We start from the raw sequence: 17,259 nt of genomic DNA, 5'->3' as shown, positions 1-17,259 counted from the left end.
GCCGCGGGCGACGCAATGGTCAAGTTCGAGTCGGCGTGACCTGCTGGGTACGTTCACTCGTACATGGCTGAGCACCTTCACCTGTACGCCGACAGACGGCAGCGCGGCGATCGCACTCCCGCTTCACCGGCACCTCTCGATGCTGGACAGCGATCAACCGAACTGGCAGTTCGTTGAACCGGGCGAGGTCGTCTACCAGCTCCTTTGCGCCCTGCCGTTCCTCGCCAGCCACGCCCGGGATCGGGCCGCCGCCAGCGGAACAGCCCAGGTCAAAGCCACACTGGTAGACGACATGGCCAGCCACCCGTGTCAGAGGCTGAACATCGACATGTACCGCCCGGAGCCGCTGCCCCTCACCGTCGATTTCCTCCACCCCGCGACAGGCCAACGGATGCCGGCAAGCACGCAGCCGTGCGCCTTCGCCTACTCCGAAGCCACCGTGCTCCTGGACGACGTCGCCGACCACGGCATCGGCCTGCCGCAGGCGACCGCCGCTCTGGCGGACGAACTGCTCCACGCCTACGGCTTGCCGGACAACCAGGTGATCACCCGCGAAGGACACCTCAACACCGGCCTGTTCACCTCCCGCAACCGCGGTGCCGTGGCCCGGTGGGCAGCGCAGCACCCCCTCATCAGCGCAGCGGAGTAGCCCTGGGCAAACCGAACCGAAGGCGCCGACCACCAGGTGGTGACCAGCGCCTTCGAAGTGTCCGGCTGTCAGCGGCGCAGCTCCTGAACCGCAGTGGGGTCGAGCTCGGCGGCGATCTGCACTGCCTCAGATGGTCGGTGCGGCGACCCTGGCCTGGTAGGCACTGAAGCCGGAGAGGAGTTCGGCGAGAAGTCCCTCTGACATGAGGGGAGAGGCAACGGCCCGGGTGAGGCGGCTGACCACCACCAGCACCGCGCTGTCGTCCATCGTGGCGAACCACGCCCCGGCCTCCTCCGGGGAGGAACCCGCTTCGGAGGCGACGAAGTCGGCCAGGCTCCGCCGCGCGGACGCGACCGCGATCGCCTGTCGGGCCCGCTGCGCCGCGGTAGTGCTTCCCACACCGGCGAGCTCGCGGCGCAGATCGTCGTGTCCGGTCGTGATGTCCAGCTGCGGCGGTATCGGGGCGACATCGCGAGTGCCGGTGATGAGGATGGGGACGGCCGTGGTGCGCACCCAGTTCTCCAAGTACTCCAGCTCGTTGGCGGCGAGGTGCCAGACACCGGTGTGGGGGCGCTGGAGAGCGACAGCGGCTGTGATGGAGAGGGGGATGCGGACGTTCTTCGGGGCGCTGGCGAGGATGTCTCCCGGCTGGAGCGGCAGACCGTCCCCGGGCTGCGGGCGCAGCTTGAGCGGAAGGGCGACCTCGAGGTCGGGGTGGGGTTGGTCTGGGTGGACAGCGGCGAGCCGGGTCGCGGCTACGGCCGGGGTGCGGTGCTTGGCGAGGTTCGTGTACGCGGCCAGGAGGCGCAGTGGGTGATTGTCCGTGTCGGCCCGTTGGAAGGGCTGCAGCGCACGGATGCGCTGGACGAGCGGCGCGGCGCGGTGCAGGGGCGGCAGTTGCTTGCGCCGACCGTGGTTGAGCCAGTTGTCGAACCTCTCGGCTTCGGTGGAGGCGGGCATCTCGATGGCCGCCGCCTCCTGCTCGGTCAGGGGCCGCGGCATCAGGTGTTGGATCTCGGCGTACAGGACGTGTTCGAGAGCCGCTCGTAGCTGGGTGAGGGCGTCGGCGACGAGCCGGGGGATCGCTGCGGGCAGGGGGGCTATCGCGGTCACGGTGACGTGGGCGCGGTCGCCGTCGAGGACGTTCTCCAGCACGAGTGCTCCTGGTTCGGTGTACTCGTGGATGAGCCGTATGGCGCTCTCGATGGTCTGATCGACATGGGCCAGCGTCGCCACGACGTGCAGCTGGTGGTCGGGCAGCCAGGCGAAGTCCGCAGGAGAGACGCTCATGGCGGCCACCTTAGTGAGCGCGGCGGCCTTCTTGGCGCCCGGTGCCGCGCGGTCCGACTGCACCTCAGCTTGGAAGCCCTCGTTTCGCGGCCCTGTGTCCTGGGCCAGCGGCTGTCGCGGACGCGTCCCGCGCCGCAGCGTCGTCGCGGCGCGGGACGCCCGCACGTCACGCGGCGACGGCCAGGTCCGGCAGCCGGTCGGGGAGCCATCCCCGCTGGCGCAGCCCCGGGGCCCGGCGGGTGCACCAGGTGGTGCAGTAGCGGCGGGCACGGCCGGCGGATGCCGGGGGCGGCACCGCCTGGGCGCAGACCGGGCAGTGGCCGAGAGGGATGGGGGTGGCCAGGCGGTCCAGCAGGCGCTGGACGCGGCGCTGCTCGTCGATCTCGTAGGGCTCCTCGTCGGCGGGGCAGCCGGTAAGGAGTTCGGCGAAGGTGGCGCGCAGCCGGTTCAGGTCGCGGCAGCGGGCGCCGAGGAGGGCGAGGTAGTCCTCGACGGGCCAGGTGGCCAGGGTGGCGGTGCGGGTGAGGTAGAGGCCGACGGTGTCGATGTGGTGGCGGTCGGTGGTGTCGAGGAGGAGGTAGCCGAGGATCTGCCAGGCGGTGGCCTTCTCGAAGCGGCGGGGGTGGCGGGTGCTCTTGATCTCGATCAGCGTGCTGTCGGCCAAGAGGTCGGCGTCGGCGGTGATGTCGATGCCGGCGAACATCACGCCGCCCGTGCAGGCGGCGGGGTCGGTCGTGGCGCGCAGCGTCTGGAGGGGGCCGGTGGCGGCAAGGGCGAGCTGGGCGGTGACGTCGTCGACGAGGTCGTGGTGGGGCAGGTCCAGGAGGCGCTGGAGGGTAAAGGTCTCGGGGGCGTCGGTGGCGGTGAGGAACAGCGGGGTGTAGGTGAAGCCGTAGGGGTTGCGGGCCGCGACCTGGTACCAGGCCGCGGTGAGCAGGAGCCGCGCGAGGTGCTGTTCCTCCTCCCAGGCGCGGTCCACCGGCAGGTTCCGGTTGTCCAGGTCCAGGGCGTGGACGGTCTCGGCCAGGCGCTCCAGGAGCTGCTCGCCGACGGCGCCCATCCGCTCACCGGCCCTGCCCATGCCGCGGGCGGTGGCGATCCCGAACCGGGTGGCGAGGTCGGTGGGGTCGGCGGCGGTGAACGCCAGGCGCAGGCGCTGGTCGATCGCGGTCCCGACCGTGCCGGCTTCGGTGCCCACCCCGGCGGGCGGCAGCAGGACGGGCTCGGTGGCGTAGCGGGCGCGGAAGTTCTCCCGTAGCGGCTTGGGGCCGGCTGACATCTCCCGGTCCAGAAAGCGGCGCAGCGGGGTTCGGGGGCAGCTGAGGCCGGAGGTGAGGCTCATACCGTCCACCGCCCGGTGGTGGCTCTGCCGCGGGCGGGGACGGTGGGCAGCAGCGTGGGAACGGGCGTGGTCGGCACGGTGGTGGTGCACAGGTGGTTCGTCATACCGGGAACGGTAGGAAGGTCCTCTGACAGGTTGTAGGACGAATGGAGCAGGCGTGTCGCTCGGCCGGGGACGTCTTCACCCGGCCGGGCGGACCCGCCGTGCGGTGTTAGGCCGGGTCCTTCGGGGGAAGTGCCGCTCGAGGATCTCGGCCCACGTCGGCACGATGACGAAGCGGCCGGTGTCCTCGGCCTGGGCTTGGACGAGTTCGAGGAGGGTCGCGAGCAGGCGGACCGCCCGCTGGGTAGGCTCGTCCGGGCTGAACCGGTAGTCCATGCTCAGCGGGCCGTCGGCGTACCGCTCCAGCAGCACCAGGAGCCGTGTCTGAACGGTGCGCAGCTCTGCCACCGGGCAGTTGCCCCAGCCGTCGGTGCCGTGGGCCTGGCAGGGCGCTGCGGTCTTCTTCTTCGTCGTCATGGCGGCCACCCTGGTCGAGGTCGGCTGTGGACAGCGGTGCCGATGACGCAGCAGCGTGCCCCAGCCAGAGGTCACCGGCTGGGGCGCGCTGCGGAAGGGTCGGTCAGAACTGGCTGCGGCGCCTTCTGGTCACGGCCGTTCCTCCTCAACGCGCACGATCCGGTACAGGCCGTCGCCGTAGAGGCGGCCGTCGTGCTTCTTCCTGGTCAGGCGCACCGCGTCCTCCACCGAGGCCGCGACGGCGTGCGTGACGATCACGGAGACTCCGGGGTGCGCCGGGTCCACCCGCCTGGCCGTGAGCTGGTAGTTCCACAGCTTCCGGTCGGGGTCGTCGTACTCGTCCGTCGGGTCGAGGCGTAGGGCGTCGGCGGCCATCTTCCGGAGCAGGAGGAGGAGGCGGTCGGCGGTGCCGGGTGGGGTGGGTCGGCGCAGTTCGCCGGTGCGCGGGTCGAGGTCGGCGCGCCACTGGGTGGCGGGCGAGTACAGGCTGTTGACGCGGCCTTCGGGCAGCAGGGCGGTGTCGAGCTTGAGGCGGCGCAGGGCGTCGTAGAGGGGGGCGAGGTCGATGGGGGACCACAGGAGGACGGTGCGCTCGGCGAGGAGGTTGGTGAGGTCGGCCAGGGCGGGGGCGGGGTCGATGGCGTGGTCGGGGGCGCCGGGGGTGCGGGGGCCGGTCAGGCGCACGGTGCGGTCGTAGAGGTCCTCGGTGCGCCCGTCGGGGCAGCGCCAGTTGGTGCCTTCGGCGACGCTCACGGTCCAGTCGAGGACGTCGTATTCGGCCCGGGCGATAGCCGCAGCGGCCTGCTCGGGAGTGTGGCCGGCGTCCGTCAGGAGCCGGGTCAGCAGGTGGTATCCAGCGCCGCGCATCTGGGTCCTCCTCCGGGAAGCGGGCCGTCCCGGCCTCGGTGGGCCGGGACGGCGGGTCGGATCGGTGCGGGACGGGGTCAGCCAGCGACGGTCTCGGCGTGCCGGTGGAGCGCGTCCAGGAGCGCGGTCTGGTGGTCGGTCAGCTTGCCCTCGGTGCGGGCCTTGTCCTGCTTGCGCAGCCAGGTACCGGGGCGGAAGGCCGGGTCCGCCTCGTCGCCGGTGCGGTTGGCGGGGCCGTCGAGGGTTCCGCCGGCGGCGAGGTAGGCGAGCAGGCGCCGGTAGGACCGGTTCCAGTCCGGCTCCAGCCGCCAGAGCTCGTCCAGCGCGTCGAGCTTGGCCACCTGGTCGTTGGTGAGGTTGTCGGCCTTGCGCTGGCGGCGCATCCAGGCGCCCACCGCGTAGTCGTCGAGCTTCGCGGTGGCGGGGATCGCGAGGTGGCCGTGCTGGTGGTGGAACGCGGCGGCGTAGGCGTAGCCGCGCTCCCAGGCGTTGGCGTTCTTCGACCAGATCATCCCGAGGGCGTCCAGCTCGCTGACCCGGGCGGCATCGAGCAGGCCCTGGCCGTGGAGGTGGCGCTGGCGAGTGAGCCAGGAGATCAGCTCGGCGTGCTTCGTCTTGTCGGTGGGGTCGAGGTGGCCGTGCTGGAGGTGGAAGATCGCCGCGACCGCGTGCATGCGCTGCCACTCGACCGCGCGCGGGTTGAACGCGCGCAGCTTGACGGTCTGGAGGATCTTCGCGGCATGCTGCTTGGCGTTGATCCACAGCCACTCGACCGGCGACTCCACCGGGGCCGGCTGCTGTTCGCCCTCCCCGGCCTCGGCAGCCTGGCTCTCGGCCGGCTTGGCTGCGGTGGTGTGCGCGGTGCCCTGCGAGCGGCTGGCGCGCAGCTCGGTGATCCGGCCGACCACCCGTGCGTCATGCGCGGCCAGGGCGCGCAGGACCCGCCAGATGGTGCGGAAGGAGGAGGCCTCGATCTCGGCGTCGGCCTCGGCCTTCACGGCCTCGCCGGCGTCGTGGACCTCGGCGGGGTGCGCGGTGGCGGTGTCGTCGCCGACCTCCGGCGTCGGTAGGTAGACCGGGATGATGACCCAGGACACCTTGCCCTGCCGGTAGGACTGGCGCAGTGCCCGGCCGACGGCCTGGACGATGTCGATGACGCTCGATTTCGGGTCCGCGAAGCAGATGGCGTCCACGGCGGCGACGTCGATTCCTTCCGTCAGGAGCCGACTGTTGCACAGGATGCCGCACTCCTCTCCGTCCTCGCCGGTGTGGGCCTTGAAGTCGGCGAACGCGGCCCGGCGGTCCTTGAGCCGGTCGGTGCCGGCCACCGCCCTCGCCCAGATCCGCTCCGGTCGCTCGGCGTCCTCCAGCAGCTCGGAGGCGTCCAGCAGGGTACTCGCGAACTCCCGCGCCGCCGACACCCGGGAGTGGAACGTGATGACCCGGCGCAGGCCGAGGTCGGCGACCGCGCGCAGCACCGCGATCTGCAACGCGAGGCGCAGCAGTTCCTCGTTGCTGCGCTGGGAGCGGAGGTCGGCGACGGCGGGGAGGTTGAGGAGCTCGCGCAGGTCCTCATCGGTCACCACCGGCACGAGCACCCGGTAGTCGGCGAGGTAGCCGTGCTCGATCCCCTGTCCGAGGGTCCAGGTGAACACGGTCTTGCCGTAGATCTCCTCCGAGTCCATGGAGCAGAGCACGGGCAGCTTCTCGGCGCCTTCGGTGTCGGCGAGGTCGGCCAGGCCGTCCTTCGCGCGCCGGTCGTCGGCGATCCGCGGGGTGGCGGTGAAGTACAGCCGGCGCTTCGCGGGGACCTGGGCGTCGTTGTGGATCGCGGCCCACGCTTTCCCTTCGGCACCTGCCGTACGGTGGGCCTCGTCGATGATCACGAGGTCCCACTGGGCCAAGCCCCAGCCCTGGTGGGCCTGGACGATGCGCTCCAGCGAGGCGTAGGTGGCGTAGACGGTGACCGGCTGGTCGTCGGGGGCGCCCTTGACCAGATCGGTGATCCGGACGGCCTGCGTGGTCACCTCGGCGTGGACCCGGCCGCCGGCCTCCGCGCTCTCCAGGGCCTCCTCCCGCGAGCACGCCGCCACCGCCAGGCCCCGGCGCCCGCCCCGCAGCGACCACGCTTCGGCGGTCTGCTCCAGCAGCTCGATCGTCGGCACCAGCACCAGCACCCGGCCGCGAGCTGCCAGGCGCCGGGCGCACCCGGCCGCGATGAGGGTCTTGCCGGAGCCGGTCGCCGCGATGACGGTGGCGCGGCCGCCGTCCTTCACCTCGCGCACCGCGGCCGCGACGGCGTCCTTCTGGAACCAGTGCAGCGGCAGCGGGTTCACCGTGGCGGTGCCGGACGGCTGCGCGGGGACCGGCTGAGCGGCTGCGGCGCGGAACGCGGCCGGTACGTCCTGCTCGGCGGTGGCGGTGGTGGTCTCCACGGCGGCGGTTTCTCCTTCGGATGCTGAGACGGACCTACTGCTGGTCCTCGGGGATCCAGCCGCGGACCTCGAGGTAGGCGATGTCGGCTTCCTCGACCGCGCGGCCGGTCTCCACCAGCCAGGCCCGCATCGCCTCGGTGACGTCGCCGTGGTGCTCGGCGACGCGCTGGGACCACTCGGCGGCGTCGAACCCGCCCGTGGAGGCGGAGCCGTAGGTGCGCTCCTCCGTGCCGTCGGAACGCGGGATAAAGCCACGGCGGATGCCGCCGGAGTCCTTCTCCGACCCGGCCGAGTAGACGTACTGGTTGGCCTTCATCCGGACGGTGAAGGCGAGGCGGCCGCCGGCCTGGCCGGTCTCGTGGACGACCGGGGCGAGGTGGGAGGCGCCGGACTTGATGGCCTGCTTGCCCGCGCGGCCGGCCATCGACTCGCCGGGCTTGCCGACCGTGTCCTTGCCCCGCACCCGGGCCTTCTGGCCCGTCTTGGTGGTGCGGCGCTTGGTGTTCGCCTCGGCGATGCCGGACAGTGCCTCGGTGTCGCGCTCGCCGCCGCGCACCGCGCGCACGACCTGGCGCAGCGCGCCGACGAACGCCTTGCCCTTGCCCTTGGTGAAGAACTGGCTGACCAGGCTGGCGTCGCGGCCGAGCATCTTGGCGACCTGGCGCTTGGTGTAGCCCTGGTCGATCAGCTCCTGCGTCAGGCGCGCGGCCTCGTTCGGGTTGTTCGGGTCGGCCGGGCTCACTGGTCAGCTCCCGTCTGCGCGAGTTCGGCGCGGCCCAGGCCGCGCAGCTTGAGGTACTGCTCCTGAGAGGTCGGGTGTTCCACCGGGCCGGTGAGGTGGCCCTTGAGGAGGTAGTCGCCCGGCTCACCGCGGTAGGGCCAGGGCTGGCGCTCGGTCAGGGCGATGCCGTCGGTGCCGAAGTACACGACCGTGCCCGGCTTGGCGTGCAGCGCCCCGGCGTAGCCGATGACTTCCTTGCCCTGGCGGTACTTCATGTCCAGCAGCGCGGCACGGGCCCCCGACCACACGTAGGCGGCCCACTCGGGGTGGGCGTACGGGTCGCGGGAGAAGCCAGCCTGCCGCTGCCACGTGACGACGTCGTTGTCCTGGCCGAGGATCTCCACCCCGGCCGGGAGCGCCTCACCGAGCGGGGTGGTGCCGGAGACCAGGCGCGGGCGCTGCGCGAAGCCGCCCAGGCCGAACAGCAGCACTGAGCGGACCGCGCGGGAGGCGAGGTAGGCCGCCTGCCGCTGGCGCTCGTCGCCGTGCAGCTTCGAGAGGTTGGTCAGGTCCGCCCACGCCGACTTGAGGCGCTTGCCCCACTCGTCGAGCGGCTTGCCGTCCTCGAACAGCAGGCCGCCCAGGATCTCGACCTTCCACGGGGCGAGGTGGTTCGACAGGGCGAGGTGGATCTCGGCGCCGCCCGCCCAGGTGGTGAACGTGGCACCGGGCTCCGAGGGGTAGATCCAGGCCCGGTCCCCGGTGACCGGCGCGGGCAGCAGGCCAACGTGGTTCCACCCGGCGGGGACGGTCACCCGCACGTTCCAGTGCGAGCAGGACATCAGGGCCTTGGTCTGCTCGGCCTCGGTCATCGCCGCGAACGCGGCCGCGGTGATCCGGCGCGGCGTGCCCACCGGGCTCTTCCACAAGTGCTTGGCGTACGCGAAGGTGCGGTCGTACTCGACCAGGTCGGGCAGCTGCTCCGGGACGCGAGGCGGCAGGATCAGTTCGGTCCGGCCCTGGCCGCCGGTCGCGTGCAGCAGACCGCGCAGCTCCTCGGACAGGACCGGGTAGCCGCCCGCCCACTTGCCGGTGGCGGGGATGGTGCGCGACCACAGGTCCCGGCCGGTCTGCGACGGCGAGCCCATGAGAACCGCGTCGTCCCAGTGTCGGCGCAGCGCCTGCCACAGCAGCGTGAACGCCTGGCGGCAGGTGACGACGTCGGCGCCGTCCGGGTCGAACCACTCCCCCATGCTCCGGAGTTCCGTCACCGGGCCGTCCGGCGAGGCGGCGGGGGCGTAGCGGCCGACCGGCTGGCGCTGGTGGACGAAGTGCCCGGCGAGCTTGTCCCGGCCGGAGCCGACCGCCGTCGTCCACCGCTCGCTGGAGGTGTTCAGCCAGGCCGCCACGGCGTCCTTGAGGGTGGAGTAGCGCTCGGCGCCGTCGTGCCACGGGGCGCCGGCGGTAATGTAGACCCGCTCGGTGCCGGGCGCGGTCGCCAGGACGGCGTCCAGGATCTCGCCCGGGGTGCGGGCGCCGAGGTCGACCCGGACGACCTGGTCGCGGACCGCGAGCATCCCGGCCGCCGCGTCCAGGAACACCGTGGCGCGGGCCTGCTGCGTGAAGTTCGGGCGCTTGGACACCAGCCCGGTGGTCACGGCCTCGAACCGGGCGCCGGCCGGGCCCTCCGGAAGGGTGGGCAGCTCGCGCGGCCCGGCAGCGACCGGAGCGACCGGAGCCGCCGGGATGACCGGCGCAGCAGCGACGGGCGCGGCCGGGGCGGGCTGCTCGGCAACGGCGGCCTGGTCCTCGACCTCGGTCGGCGCCTCGACGGCCGGGGCCTGCTGCTCGACGACGGGGGACGGGCGGGTCAGCGCCGGGGCGACCGCGGCGGCGGGCTCGGCGACCGGCGCAGCCTTCGGCGCCTCGACGGGCGCAGCGGCGACGGCCTGGTCGTCGGCCTTGGCGGCTCGGACGGCGGCCGGAGTCGGGTCCAGCAGCGGCGCGATCCGCACCACGTCGCCGACCGACAGTCCGGAGGCCTTCGCGACGGCCGGCGCCTGGGCGCCCTCGTACCCCGCGAGCCCGGCGACCCGGCGCGCGCGCTGGGCGGTGAGCTTGTCCAGCTCCTTCTGCGCGGCCGCGACCTGCTTTTCGGCGGCCGTGATCTCGGTACGCAGCTCGCGCAGACCGGCGAGCTCGGCGGTGTACGACTTCCGGTCCATCAGGCTTACTCCCCCTCGTCGGCGGTGTCGGTGGTCGGGTTGGTGGTGACGTAGGCGATCGGGCCGCCGGACACGGAGGCCAGGCGGGTGCCGAGCAGCAGGCCTGCCAGGCGGGCGTCCTCGGGGTCGGCCGGGTCAGCGGCGTTGGCCGGGGCGGTGAGGTCGGTCAGGTAGCCGGCCATCCGCGCCTTCGGGAAGCGGAACCGGGCCGCGGTTCCGGCGGTGCCGTCCGACTCCCACTCGGTCAGGCCGGTCAGCACCGCGACGACGAACCCGGCCACCGTCACCGGCAGCACCGCGCCCGCTGCGACCCGGGCCGGGTCGCAACGCCACCAGCCCGACAGCGCCGCCAGCAGCTGCGCCTGGTCCAGTGCGGTGCCGAAGCCGATCCACTCGCGGTCCGGCTCGTCCACCTTCGCCGGGGCGTCCGAGCGCAGCACCGCCACCTCGGCCGTGCCGAGCACAGTCAGGTTGGCGGCGGGCCGGGCCTGCAACTGCTGGAGAGCAGCCAGCGGGAACACCTGCCGGCCCTGCTCGCGCACGCCGGGGACCACGCCGGTGGCCATCAGCTTCTTCACGGTCGGGATCGAGCACCCCAGTGCCGTCCCGGCTTGACCGGTCGTCACGAACACACCCACAACCTCCACGCCTATTCATCTAACTTGAAACGCTAGGGCGACTCTACGCCTCCCCTCGGACACTGTCCACGCCTTTTTAGTAAGTCGTATAAGCATGCCCCGATGGCTGTCCGCCCTCCGCTGTCGGTGCCGGGTGAGACCGTGATCGGTTACCAACCCCGGAAGGAGGTGAAGAAGATGACTCCTCGCCAGCAGAAGGCCGCGGTGATCCTCGGCGCGGCCCTGGTCGGCACCTACGTGCTCGGCAACATCGCCAAGGGCCAGGCCCGCGTACTCGGCCTCAACGCGGCCCAGCTCACCGCACTGAGCGCGGGCGTCGCGTTCGCCCTGCGCAACGCCTGAGCAAGACCCGCACGGTCCGGCCCGGTCACCATCACGGTGGCCGGGCCGGACCGCTTCCCTTGCCTACTCGGCGCAGGCCTCCGGGCGGTGGACCGGGCACGCGCCGCAGCAGCCCGGGGCCTTGGGGGTGCGCAGCTTGCGGACGGCGGTCACGGCGTTCACGGCGGCCGGGACGGTGAAGAGGACGGAGCCGACGTTGCGGACGGCGTGGGCGAGCTGGTCGGCCTGCGGGCCGGCCGGGTCGATGAAGGCCTCGGCGAGGAACTGCAGAGCGGACTGAACGGGCGTCATGGCGCCCCCCTTCGTGAGAGGTGTGTTCCACCCCTTCGAGTCATCCAGAGTCCACCACCGGACAGGACTCGCGCGCAGAAACGTCTATGTCTTGGGGCTCAGCACCACGATCCGCTACGGAATTTCGGATCCGATAATGCGCGCGAACGCACACCGGCCCGGCACCACCGGGGATGGTGCCGGGCCCGGGCGGAGCGACCGTCAGACGACGCTCAGCGCTTCCAGGATCGAGCGCTGCTGGTCGGGGATGGGGAAGCCGCACTTGTCGAGGTTGCGGAGGGTGGCCCGCTCATGCAGTGGTAGCAAGCGGCCTCTGCCACGACGGGTCCGTGGCAATCGTGGATCAGGTGACCCGCCCACGGGCGCACCCGGAGCACGAGCGCGGCGGGCCGCAGGCACGATCGGGATCCGGGGAGGGCGGTGCCCATGGACCGGCCCGCATGTAGTCGCTGCGGGCGGCGGCCTGGCTGGCCTGCGCGGCGATGGCGGACGGCGCGGGCGGTATGCGCCGCCCTGCTCATTACCTTCCGGTTCGGTCGTCCGGCTCGGCCCGCAGCCGATCCGGGTCCATGGCGGCGATCGTGAGGGCCAGGTCCTTGACGAGATCCAGGACCTCCTGCGCCGCCCGCGCCACCGCGCTGGTCACGACGTCGGGGTCGCGCAGCACGCCGACGGTACGGGCCAACGCCTCGGCGAACTGCTGACTCCGCCCCGGCCAGTCCTGCGGCCCGGAGGCCATACACTTCGCGATCGCCTCCGGGCTGGGGTCACTGCTGAGGCCGAGCAGCAGCTCGCGGGCCAGCGCCTGGTCGGCGAGGCTGGGGGTCCACTGCCCGTCTGGAGCCCGTTCCGAATTTCCCGGATCGTGTCACCCGGTACGGTTTCGGGGGTGGAGCCGGCCTGGACGACGAGCTGCCGCAGCAACTGGCGGCTGGCCTCCTCCATCGCCTCGATGCTGACGCCGGCCCAGTGGGCCACCCAGGACGTGCCGCACCGGCTGCAGATCAGGGTGAGCTCGTCGTCCCAGCGCCCCTGCCCGATGTGACCCGTCGTCGACGAGCACCGGGTGCAGGTCAGAGGCACCAGGACCTCGGAGACGTAGAAGTCCCCGGAGTGGTCGGCCTCAGGGCCTGGCGGGAGCGGGGCCACCCAGTCGACCGCCCGCACCTGGATCTCACCGGTGATCATGACCTGCCACAGGTGGGAGGCGTCGGCTCCTGGAGGAAGTGCGTATTCGATCACCGACATGCTGCGGGCCGTCCTGCCTGGTCGAATCCGATGGCTCTGGCGTACCACGGCCGCCGCCCTCCGGTGACGGGAACGGCCGCCCCAAGTACCGTACCGCCCCTCGGCCCGCGCGCGGGCCGCTCCGGCCTCCTGGAGCGCTCGGCCCCGGCCGACTTCCCTGGCCGGGGCCGAGCGCACAACGTGTCAGCGGTTGCGGCGCACCAGGACCTTGAGCACTTCCCGGGCGTCGCGGCGGCGGGCGTCGCTGCGCGCGACGACGGCGGTCACCGCGGCGGTCGTCACGGCGAGGGCGTACCAGGCGCTGCTGGCCGCGGTGATGAGGGCGGCGTGCTGGAGGACGGTGGACAACGCGGTGCTCCCAACATGATGGTGGACGGGCCTAGCGCGCGAGGGCGCCAGGGCGGCCGGCTACGGGCAGACCAGGTCATGCAGCTGCTCGGCCAGAGCCGGCGTCGGCAGGACGAACGCGCCGAGATGCTCCTCGCTAACGGTGCGCAGGTGGTCGACGGTGTGGCGCAGAGCCGGGTCCGGCCGGTGGAGTGCTTCGGTGTCGGCCGGCAGGTGCTGGCTGTGCCAGGGGGTGTTGAAGAGGTAGGCGTCGACCGGGGGCAGGCTGGGCGGCGGGGGCAGCTCGTCGTGAGGGAGGTCCGGCAGAGGCCGGTCCATGAGGTCGGCGGTCTGGTGGTACCAGTGCTCGGCGTCGCGCAGCTCACCGAGGGCGGCGTGGTGGAGGTAGAGGGCGTAGGCGGAGGTGCTGTCCCCGGAGCCCGCCGCGAACTGGAACCAGAACTGCGCGTTGCGCGGGTGTCCGCTGAGGTAGAGCAGGGCGGCGAAGACCAGGCCGCCCTGCGGGTCGATGTCGCGCGAGTTGACCAGGCGCTGGAGCTTCTCGGGGGCGCTGCTCTCGTTGATGACGCAGGTGGTGAGGTTGCGCAGGTCGCGCTCGGCGTGCTGTTGGAAGGTCAGCCCGTCCGCGTCGACGGCGTGCTCCGGCTTCGCCGCGCGGGCGGCATCGGTGTCGGGGGCGGGGTCCGGGGTGTCAGCCTGCTTGAGCGCGGCGATTCGGGCGGCGACCCGGCGGCGCCCGGCGGCCGGGTCGTAGCCGGTGAAGCGGGCGAAGGGGGCGGCGGCGGCCGCCAGATGGTCGAGTTCGGTGGTCACCGGTCTCACTCCTCGTCGGATTCGGAGGCGGCGAGCAGGGTGTGCTTGCGGAGCCTGGTGCGGGCCTGGTGGATCAGCGCGCGGACCGTGGGCGGGCTGATGCCCATCACGTCGGCGGTCTGGGCCGTGGTGTAACCGAGGAACTGCTTGAGCAGGAGGGCGTCGTACTGGCGCTCGGGAAGGCGGCTGATCGCGTCGTAGACCCCGAGCCCGTCCTCTAAGGCCTCGAAAACGGGCCTGGTGGCGCGGCTGGCGGCGGCCATGAAGACCGCCTTCTCGACCAGCCGCAGCACTTCGCCGCGCTGGCGGCGCTCGTGTTCGACCGCGAAGCGTAGCGCCCCCCAGGCGTAGTTGGTGGGGTTGGGCCGCTGGAGCACGCGCTCCCAGTCGGCGCCGAGGTGGGCGAGGACGTCCTCGACCAGGTCCTGGATCTGCTCGGGCTCGCACAGCGAGAGCTGGGCGCGGGCGTAGTCCAGGTAGCGCTGGTGGTAGAGCTCGAAGAAGGCCTCGAACTCTATCGGCAGCCGCAGGTCGTGGTCGTCCTCGCTCCGGTCGTCGTGGTTCACGCGGCGGCCGCCGGATCCGGCACGCCGCTGCGCCGCGAGACCGCCTGCGGGCGCTCGGTGGCCGGCTTGGGCCGGCCGGGCAACGCGGCGGGGGCTTGCCTGAGGCAGGAGGCAAGGGTGCGGGGGACGATGTTCACGTTCGCGCCTTTCGTACTCGGAAACTGACGGGCCGTGGGGGCGGCGTGCCGGCATGTGCCAGCTTTCCGGTTTCGGGCGAGAACGTTTAGCCGCGACGGGCAGAAAGTTGCGGAGGGTGTCAATCCGCCTACCGAGTGACACCAAAGGGGCTGGTGGGTCTCCGGTTAACTCGGCGTGTCCGGGCCGGTGCCCGGCTAGCGTGCTGCCCTGCACCGGCGGACCCTCCGTCGGCGGAAAGGGGGCAGCGTGTCCGTGCTGACGGTCATGAGCCAGAACGTCCAATACGGCGCCGGCGACGGCCGGTGGGCGGGGATCGTCGAAGTGGTCCGCGAGATCGGCCCGCACGTCCTGCTGCTCCAGGAGGTCGACTGGCTAGTCGACCCCGACCAGGCGAAGGCCGCCGGCAAGGCGCTCGGCATGGAGCTGTACGTCGCGCCGTCGCGCAGCCAACCGGTCGCCGTCGCCTGGAACCCCGCGCACCTCCAGGTCGAGGACATCGAGACCCGGTACACCTCCGCACTGCACCACGGCTACGGCGCCGCCCGGATCGCCCCCTGGGGCATCGCCGCCGGCCTTCCCGCCCCGCTGGTCGCCGTCAGCGCCCACCTGATCCCCTACTCCGCGCAGCAGGCGGCCGTCGAGGCGCAGATCCTCTCGGCCCGGGTCTACCGGTACGGCGGGATCGGCCTGATCGGCGGCGACATCAACCACCCCACCGCAACCGACCCGGAGATCGACTGGACCCTGGTGAAGCCCTACAACCGGGCCTCCCGCTGCCTGCGCCGCGAGCACCCCGGTGATCCATGGGTCAGCAACAGGGTCGTCGGGCAGACGCTGCGCGACGCGGACCTCACCGACGTCGCCGCCCACCTCGCCGACCAACTCGACGAGCCCGCGCTGCGCCGGCCGACCGGCAAGCACGGCGGGCTGCGGGTCGACCAGCTCCACACCACCCCGGCACTCACCCCGGCGATCGTGGACTACCGCACGGTCGAGCACGACTACTCCGACCATCTTGCCGTCGTGGCCAGGTTCGACCTGGCGCTCGTCGACGGCTCCCGGCTCAACGACTTCACCTGACACGCCAACGGCCGGCTCCACCCAGGGCGCCTGCGGCTACGCCAGGGCGGCGATCCCCGCGACGGCGTCGCCCGCTCCGGGCAACCGGTCCACCGGCGCGGGTGCCGCTGCGCTCACGCCGCCGTGTTCGTCCGGCAGGAGAAGGCGCGCATCGCGGGGCCGGGCGGCGCGGCCCCGGCCGGTGGACCGGACGTCGACCTGGCGGCCGGTGAGCTGCCCCCAGCCGTCGCCGAGTCCGGACCACACCGCGTTCCCGGCGGTCAGGCGCAGTTCGGCGGTGCCCGGCCAGGCGTCGAGGGTCATCAGGGTGGCGCCGGTGGTACGGAGCCGCTGTTCGAGGCGGGCGAGCTGGCGCGGCGCGGGCCGGCTGGTGGGGCGCAGGATGATCGTCTCGCAGGCGTCGGCGAGGACCGAGGCCGCCTCCGCCCAGTGAGGCCCTGGGTCGTCGACCAGCACGGTGCGCTCAAGTGGGATCCCGTACGCCGCGGCCGCGGCCAGCCCGGCCTCGGGCCAGCCGATGATCGAGGTCCACGAGGTGTTGGACGCGGCGGCCGGCCCTGCCGCCACCGCGAGCAGCAGGCTCGCGTCCAGGACCTCGACGACGACGCCCTTGGGCAGTCGCCCGTCCGGCAGCAGCGGCTCGAGCGCGGGCAGGACCGGCCGGGAGGCGGCTTCGACACGGGCAAGGCGGGCGGCTGGGCTGGTCTCCTCCAGCAGGAGCGCCAGCCGCTCACCGCGCTCGGACGCCGCCGGGTCCGGTGCGGCGGCGATCCGCGCGCTCACCGCTCTTCCCCGCCGGCGTCCTCCGCCGTCCCGGATGGGCCGCCCGCGCCCGCCAGGGTGCCGGCCTCGACGGCCGCCTCCAGCTCCGCGGCGACCGGGCGCACGGTGACGGGGTCGGCGACCACCCAGGCCGAGTCCTTGTCCTCGCCCCACCTCGCCTTTGCGATCCACGGCAGCCCGGGCCCGGGCCGGCGCCGGACGGTCACCAGGGCAGAGCGCCACTGCCCGCCGGTGCGGATCCAGGCCAGGCGCCAGCAGTTGTCGGAACCGTCCTCGGCGACCTGGCCGACGAGCTCGGCCGGGACCACGGTCGCGTCCCGCCACCGCCCGAAGAACGGAGGGCCGGGCGGGGGCTCGTCCTGCGGCTCGGGCAGTTCCCTGACCGTGTGCTCGTCGAAGACGAACCAGCCCCAGGAGTCGCCGGCGCCCCAGGTGACGTGCGTCACCCACACCGCGCTGCCCGGCGGGCGCCGCCACACGGTCAGCATCGCCGGCCGCCAGTCGCCTCCCACGCGGATCTCCACCAGGCGCCACCGCCGTGTGTCCCGGTAGTACCCGGGCAGCGTCATCAGCTCCCGGGGCGCCCGCTCGGCGTCCCCGGGCTGCGCCGGCGGGGGTGCTGGGTGGGAGAACGGCACAGCTTCAGTCACGGGAACAATTGTTCGATATTTGGCTCGAGTGATCAAACGTCAGCTCCGGCCGGCTCCGACGCGGCCTACCGTGGAGGAGAGGAACCCGCCGGACCGGAGGTGCAGCATGACCGGGACTGCGACGATGACCTGCGGGGCCTGCGGCCGCACAACGGCCTGGAACCCCTGGGGCGCGTGCTCGTTCGAATGCTTCGACCGGAACCGCCCCACCGAGAAGGAACAGCAGGCCATGATCGACAGCGCCCCCGAGGCCCTCGCCTACTACCTCAGCCTCGGCCCCGGTCGGCCCGTGGACGACGGCGGGCAGTAGGGCG

The 17,259-nt window shown here is 72.7% G+C and carries 21 protein-coding genes; 5 read left to right on the top strand and 16 right to left on the bottom strand.

The genetic code is table 11. The features are described from left to right. A partial coding sequence (locus tag AC0B61_RS34355; protein WP_471746014.1) for a hypothetical protein occupies positions 1 to 649 on the top strand: 649 nt, incomplete at its 5' end. 126 nt (positions 650 to 775) lie between these two features. Here AC0B61_RS34355 and AC0B61_RS34350 read toward each other — a convergent pair. The 8 genes from AC0B61_RS34350 to AC0B61_RS34315 form a co-directional block, all read right to left on the bottom strand. After that, on the bottom strand, positions 776 to 1,939 hold the full coding sequence (locus tag AC0B61_RS34350) for a hypothetical protein (RefSeq protein ID WP_471746012.1): 1,164 nt from the start codon (positions 1,937 to 1,939) through the stop codon (positions 776 to 778). A gap of 166 nt (positions 1,940 to 2,105) precedes the next feature. After that, positions 2,106 to 3,281 (bottom strand): hypothetical protein, encoded by a 1,176-nt coding sequence (locus tag AC0B61_RS34345; protein ID WP_471746010.1) that lies wholly within the window; start codon positions 3,279 to 3,281, stop codon positions 2,106 to 2,108. A 180-nt stretch (positions 3,282 to 3,461) separates the two neighbouring features. Next, positions 3,462 to 3,800 (bottom strand): hypothetical protein, encoded by a 339-nt coding sequence (locus tag AC0B61_RS34340; RefSeq protein ID WP_471746008.1) that lies wholly within the window; start codon positions 3,798 to 3,800, stop codon positions 3,462 to 3,464. A gap of 129 nt (positions 3,801 to 3,929) precedes the next feature. Beyond that, entirely contained in the window at positions 3,930 to 4,667 is a 738-nt protein-coding gene (locus tag AC0B61_RS34335; protein WP_471746006.1) for a hypothetical protein, read from the bottom strand. Between the two features lie 77 nt (positions 4,668 to 4,744). Continuing rightward, positions 4,745 to 7,102, bottom strand: coding sequence for a helicase associated domain-containing protein (locus AC0B61_RS34330; RefSeq protein ID WP_471746004.1), 2,358 nt, complete (start codon positions 7,100 to 7,102; stop codon positions 4,745 to 4,747). A 34-nt stretch (positions 7,103 to 7,136) separates the two neighbouring features. Further along, positions 7,137 to 7,844, bottom strand: a complete 708-nt coding sequence (locus AC0B61_RS34325) for a helix-turn-helix domain containing protein (RefSeq protein ID WP_471746002.1) — start codon at positions 7,842 to 7,844, stop codon at positions 7,137 to 7,139. Then, positions 7,841 to 10,048, bottom strand: a complete 2,208-nt coding sequence (locus tag AC0B61_RS34320) for a hypothetical protein (RefSeq protein WP_471746000.1) — start codon at positions 10,046 to 10,048, stop codon at positions 7,841 to 7,843. Before AC0B61_RS34320 ends, AC0B61_RS34325 begins: the two co-directional genes overlap by 4 nt. Before the next feature lie 5 nt (positions 10,049 to 10,053). After that, entirely contained in the window at positions 10,054 to 10,674 is a 621-nt protein-coding gene (locus AC0B61_RS34315) for a DNA-binding protein (protein ID WP_471745998.1), read from the bottom strand. A gap of 114 nt (positions 10,675 to 10,788) precedes the next feature. Here AC0B61_RS34315 and AC0B61_RS34310 point away from each other — a divergent pair, with 114 nt between their 5' ends. Further along, positions 10,789 to 11,028: a hypothetical protein gene (locus AC0B61_RS34310; protein WP_471745996.1), complete on the top strand. Its 240-nt coding sequence runs from the start codon at positions 10,789 to 10,791 to the stop codon at positions 11,026 to 11,028. Between the two features lie 63 nt (positions 11,029 to 11,091). Here AC0B61_RS34310 and AC0B61_RS34305 read toward each other — a convergent pair whose 3' ends face one another. Together AC0B61_RS34305 and AC0B61_RS34300 are read right to left on the bottom strand one after the other, a co-directional pair. Then, positions 11,092 to 11,319 carry a hypothetical protein gene (locus AC0B61_RS34305; protein ID WP_471745994.1) on the bottom strand — a complete coding sequence of 76 codons (228 nt, stop codon included), beginning with the start codon at positions 11,317 to 11,319 and terminating at the stop codon, positions 11,092 to 11,094. A 520-nt stretch (positions 11,320 to 11,839) separates the two neighbouring features. After that, complete coding sequence (locus AC0B61_RS34300) at positions 11,840 to 12,058, bottom strand: hypothetical protein (RefSeq protein ID WP_471745992.1); 219 nt, start codon at positions 12,056 to 12,058, stop codon at positions 11,840 to 11,842. A gap of 150 nt (positions 12,059 to 12,208) precedes the next feature. Between AC0B61_RS34300 and AC0B61_RS34295 the strand changes: the two genes are divergently transcribed. Continuing rightward, a complete protein-coding gene (locus AC0B61_RS34295) occupies positions 12,209 to 12,364 on the top strand; it encodes a hypothetical protein (RefSeq protein WP_471745990.1) in 156 nt (51 codons plus the stop codon). A gap of 386 nt (positions 12,365 to 12,750) precedes the next feature. Here the strand turns inward: AC0B61_RS34295 and AC0B61_RS34290 are convergent, their stop codons facing one another. From AC0B61_RS34290 to AC0B61_RS34275, 4 genes are read right to left on the bottom strand one after another with little or no spacing between them, the layout of a single operon-like run. After that, positions 12,751 to 12,915 carry a hypothetical protein gene (locus AC0B61_RS34290; protein WP_471745988.1) on the bottom strand — a complete coding sequence of 55 codons (165 nt, stop codon included), beginning with the start codon at positions 12,913 to 12,915 and terminating at the stop codon, positions 12,751 to 12,753. A 60-nt stretch (positions 12,916 to 12,975) separates the two neighbouring features. After that, on the bottom strand, positions 12,976 to 13,728 hold the full coding sequence (locus AC0B61_RS34285) for a hypothetical protein (protein WP_471745986.1): 753 nt from the start codon (positions 13,726 to 13,728) through the stop codon (positions 12,976 to 12,978). Between the two features lie 5 nt (positions 13,729 to 13,733). Then, complete coding sequence (locus AC0B61_RS34280; protein ID WP_471745984.1) at positions 13,734 to 14,294, bottom strand: RNA polymerase sigma factor; 561 nt, start codon at positions 14,292 to 14,294, stop codon at positions 13,734 to 13,736. Further along, positions 14,291 to 14,431, bottom strand: a complete 141-nt coding sequence (locus AC0B61_RS34275; protein ID WP_471745982.1) for a hypothetical protein — start codon at positions 14,429 to 14,431, stop codon at positions 14,291 to 14,293. The genes AC0B61_RS34280 and AC0B61_RS34275 overlap by 4 nt, the downstream gene beginning before the upstream one ends. 247 nt (positions 14,432 to 14,678) lie before the next feature. Between AC0B61_RS34275 and AC0B61_RS34270 the strand changes: the two genes are divergently transcribed. Then, entirely contained in the window at positions 14,679 to 15,512 is an 834-nt protein-coding gene (locus AC0B61_RS34270; RefSeq protein ID WP_471745980.1) for a hypothetical protein, read from the top strand. Positions 15,513 to 15,548: 36 nt separating this feature from the next. Here the strand turns inward: AC0B61_RS34270 and AC0B61_RS34265 are convergent, their stop codons facing one another. Together AC0B61_RS34265 and AC0B61_RS34260 are read right to left on the bottom strand one after the other, a co-directional pair. Next, positions 15,549 to 16,295 (bottom strand): hypothetical protein, encoded by a 747-nt coding sequence (locus AC0B61_RS34265; protein ID WP_471745978.1) that lies wholly within the window; start codon positions 16,293 to 16,295, stop codon positions 15,549 to 15,551. Beyond that, positions 16,292 to 16,945 carry a hypothetical protein gene (locus AC0B61_RS34260; protein ID WP_471745976.1) on the bottom strand — a complete coding sequence of 218 codons (654 nt, stop codon included), beginning with the start codon at positions 16,943 to 16,945 and terminating at the stop codon, positions 16,292 to 16,294. The genes AC0B61_RS34265 and AC0B61_RS34260 overlap by 4 nt, the downstream gene beginning before the upstream one ends. Positions 16,946 to 17,051: 106 nt before the next feature. Here AC0B61_RS34260 and AC0B61_RS34255 point away from each other — a divergent pair, with 106 nt between their 5' ends. After that, positions 17,052 to 17,255, top strand: a complete 204-nt coding sequence (locus AC0B61_RS34255; protein WP_471745974.1) for a hypothetical protein — start codon at positions 17,052 to 17,054, stop codon at positions 17,253 to 17,255. The last annotated feature ends 4 nt before the right edge of the window (positions 17,256 to 17,259 follow it).

The organism is Kitasatospora sp. NPDC023385 (assembly GCF_055664045.1).
The sequence above is the reverse complement of the archived record's forward strand: the minus strand, read 5'-3'. Positions and strand labels throughout refer to the sequence as shown.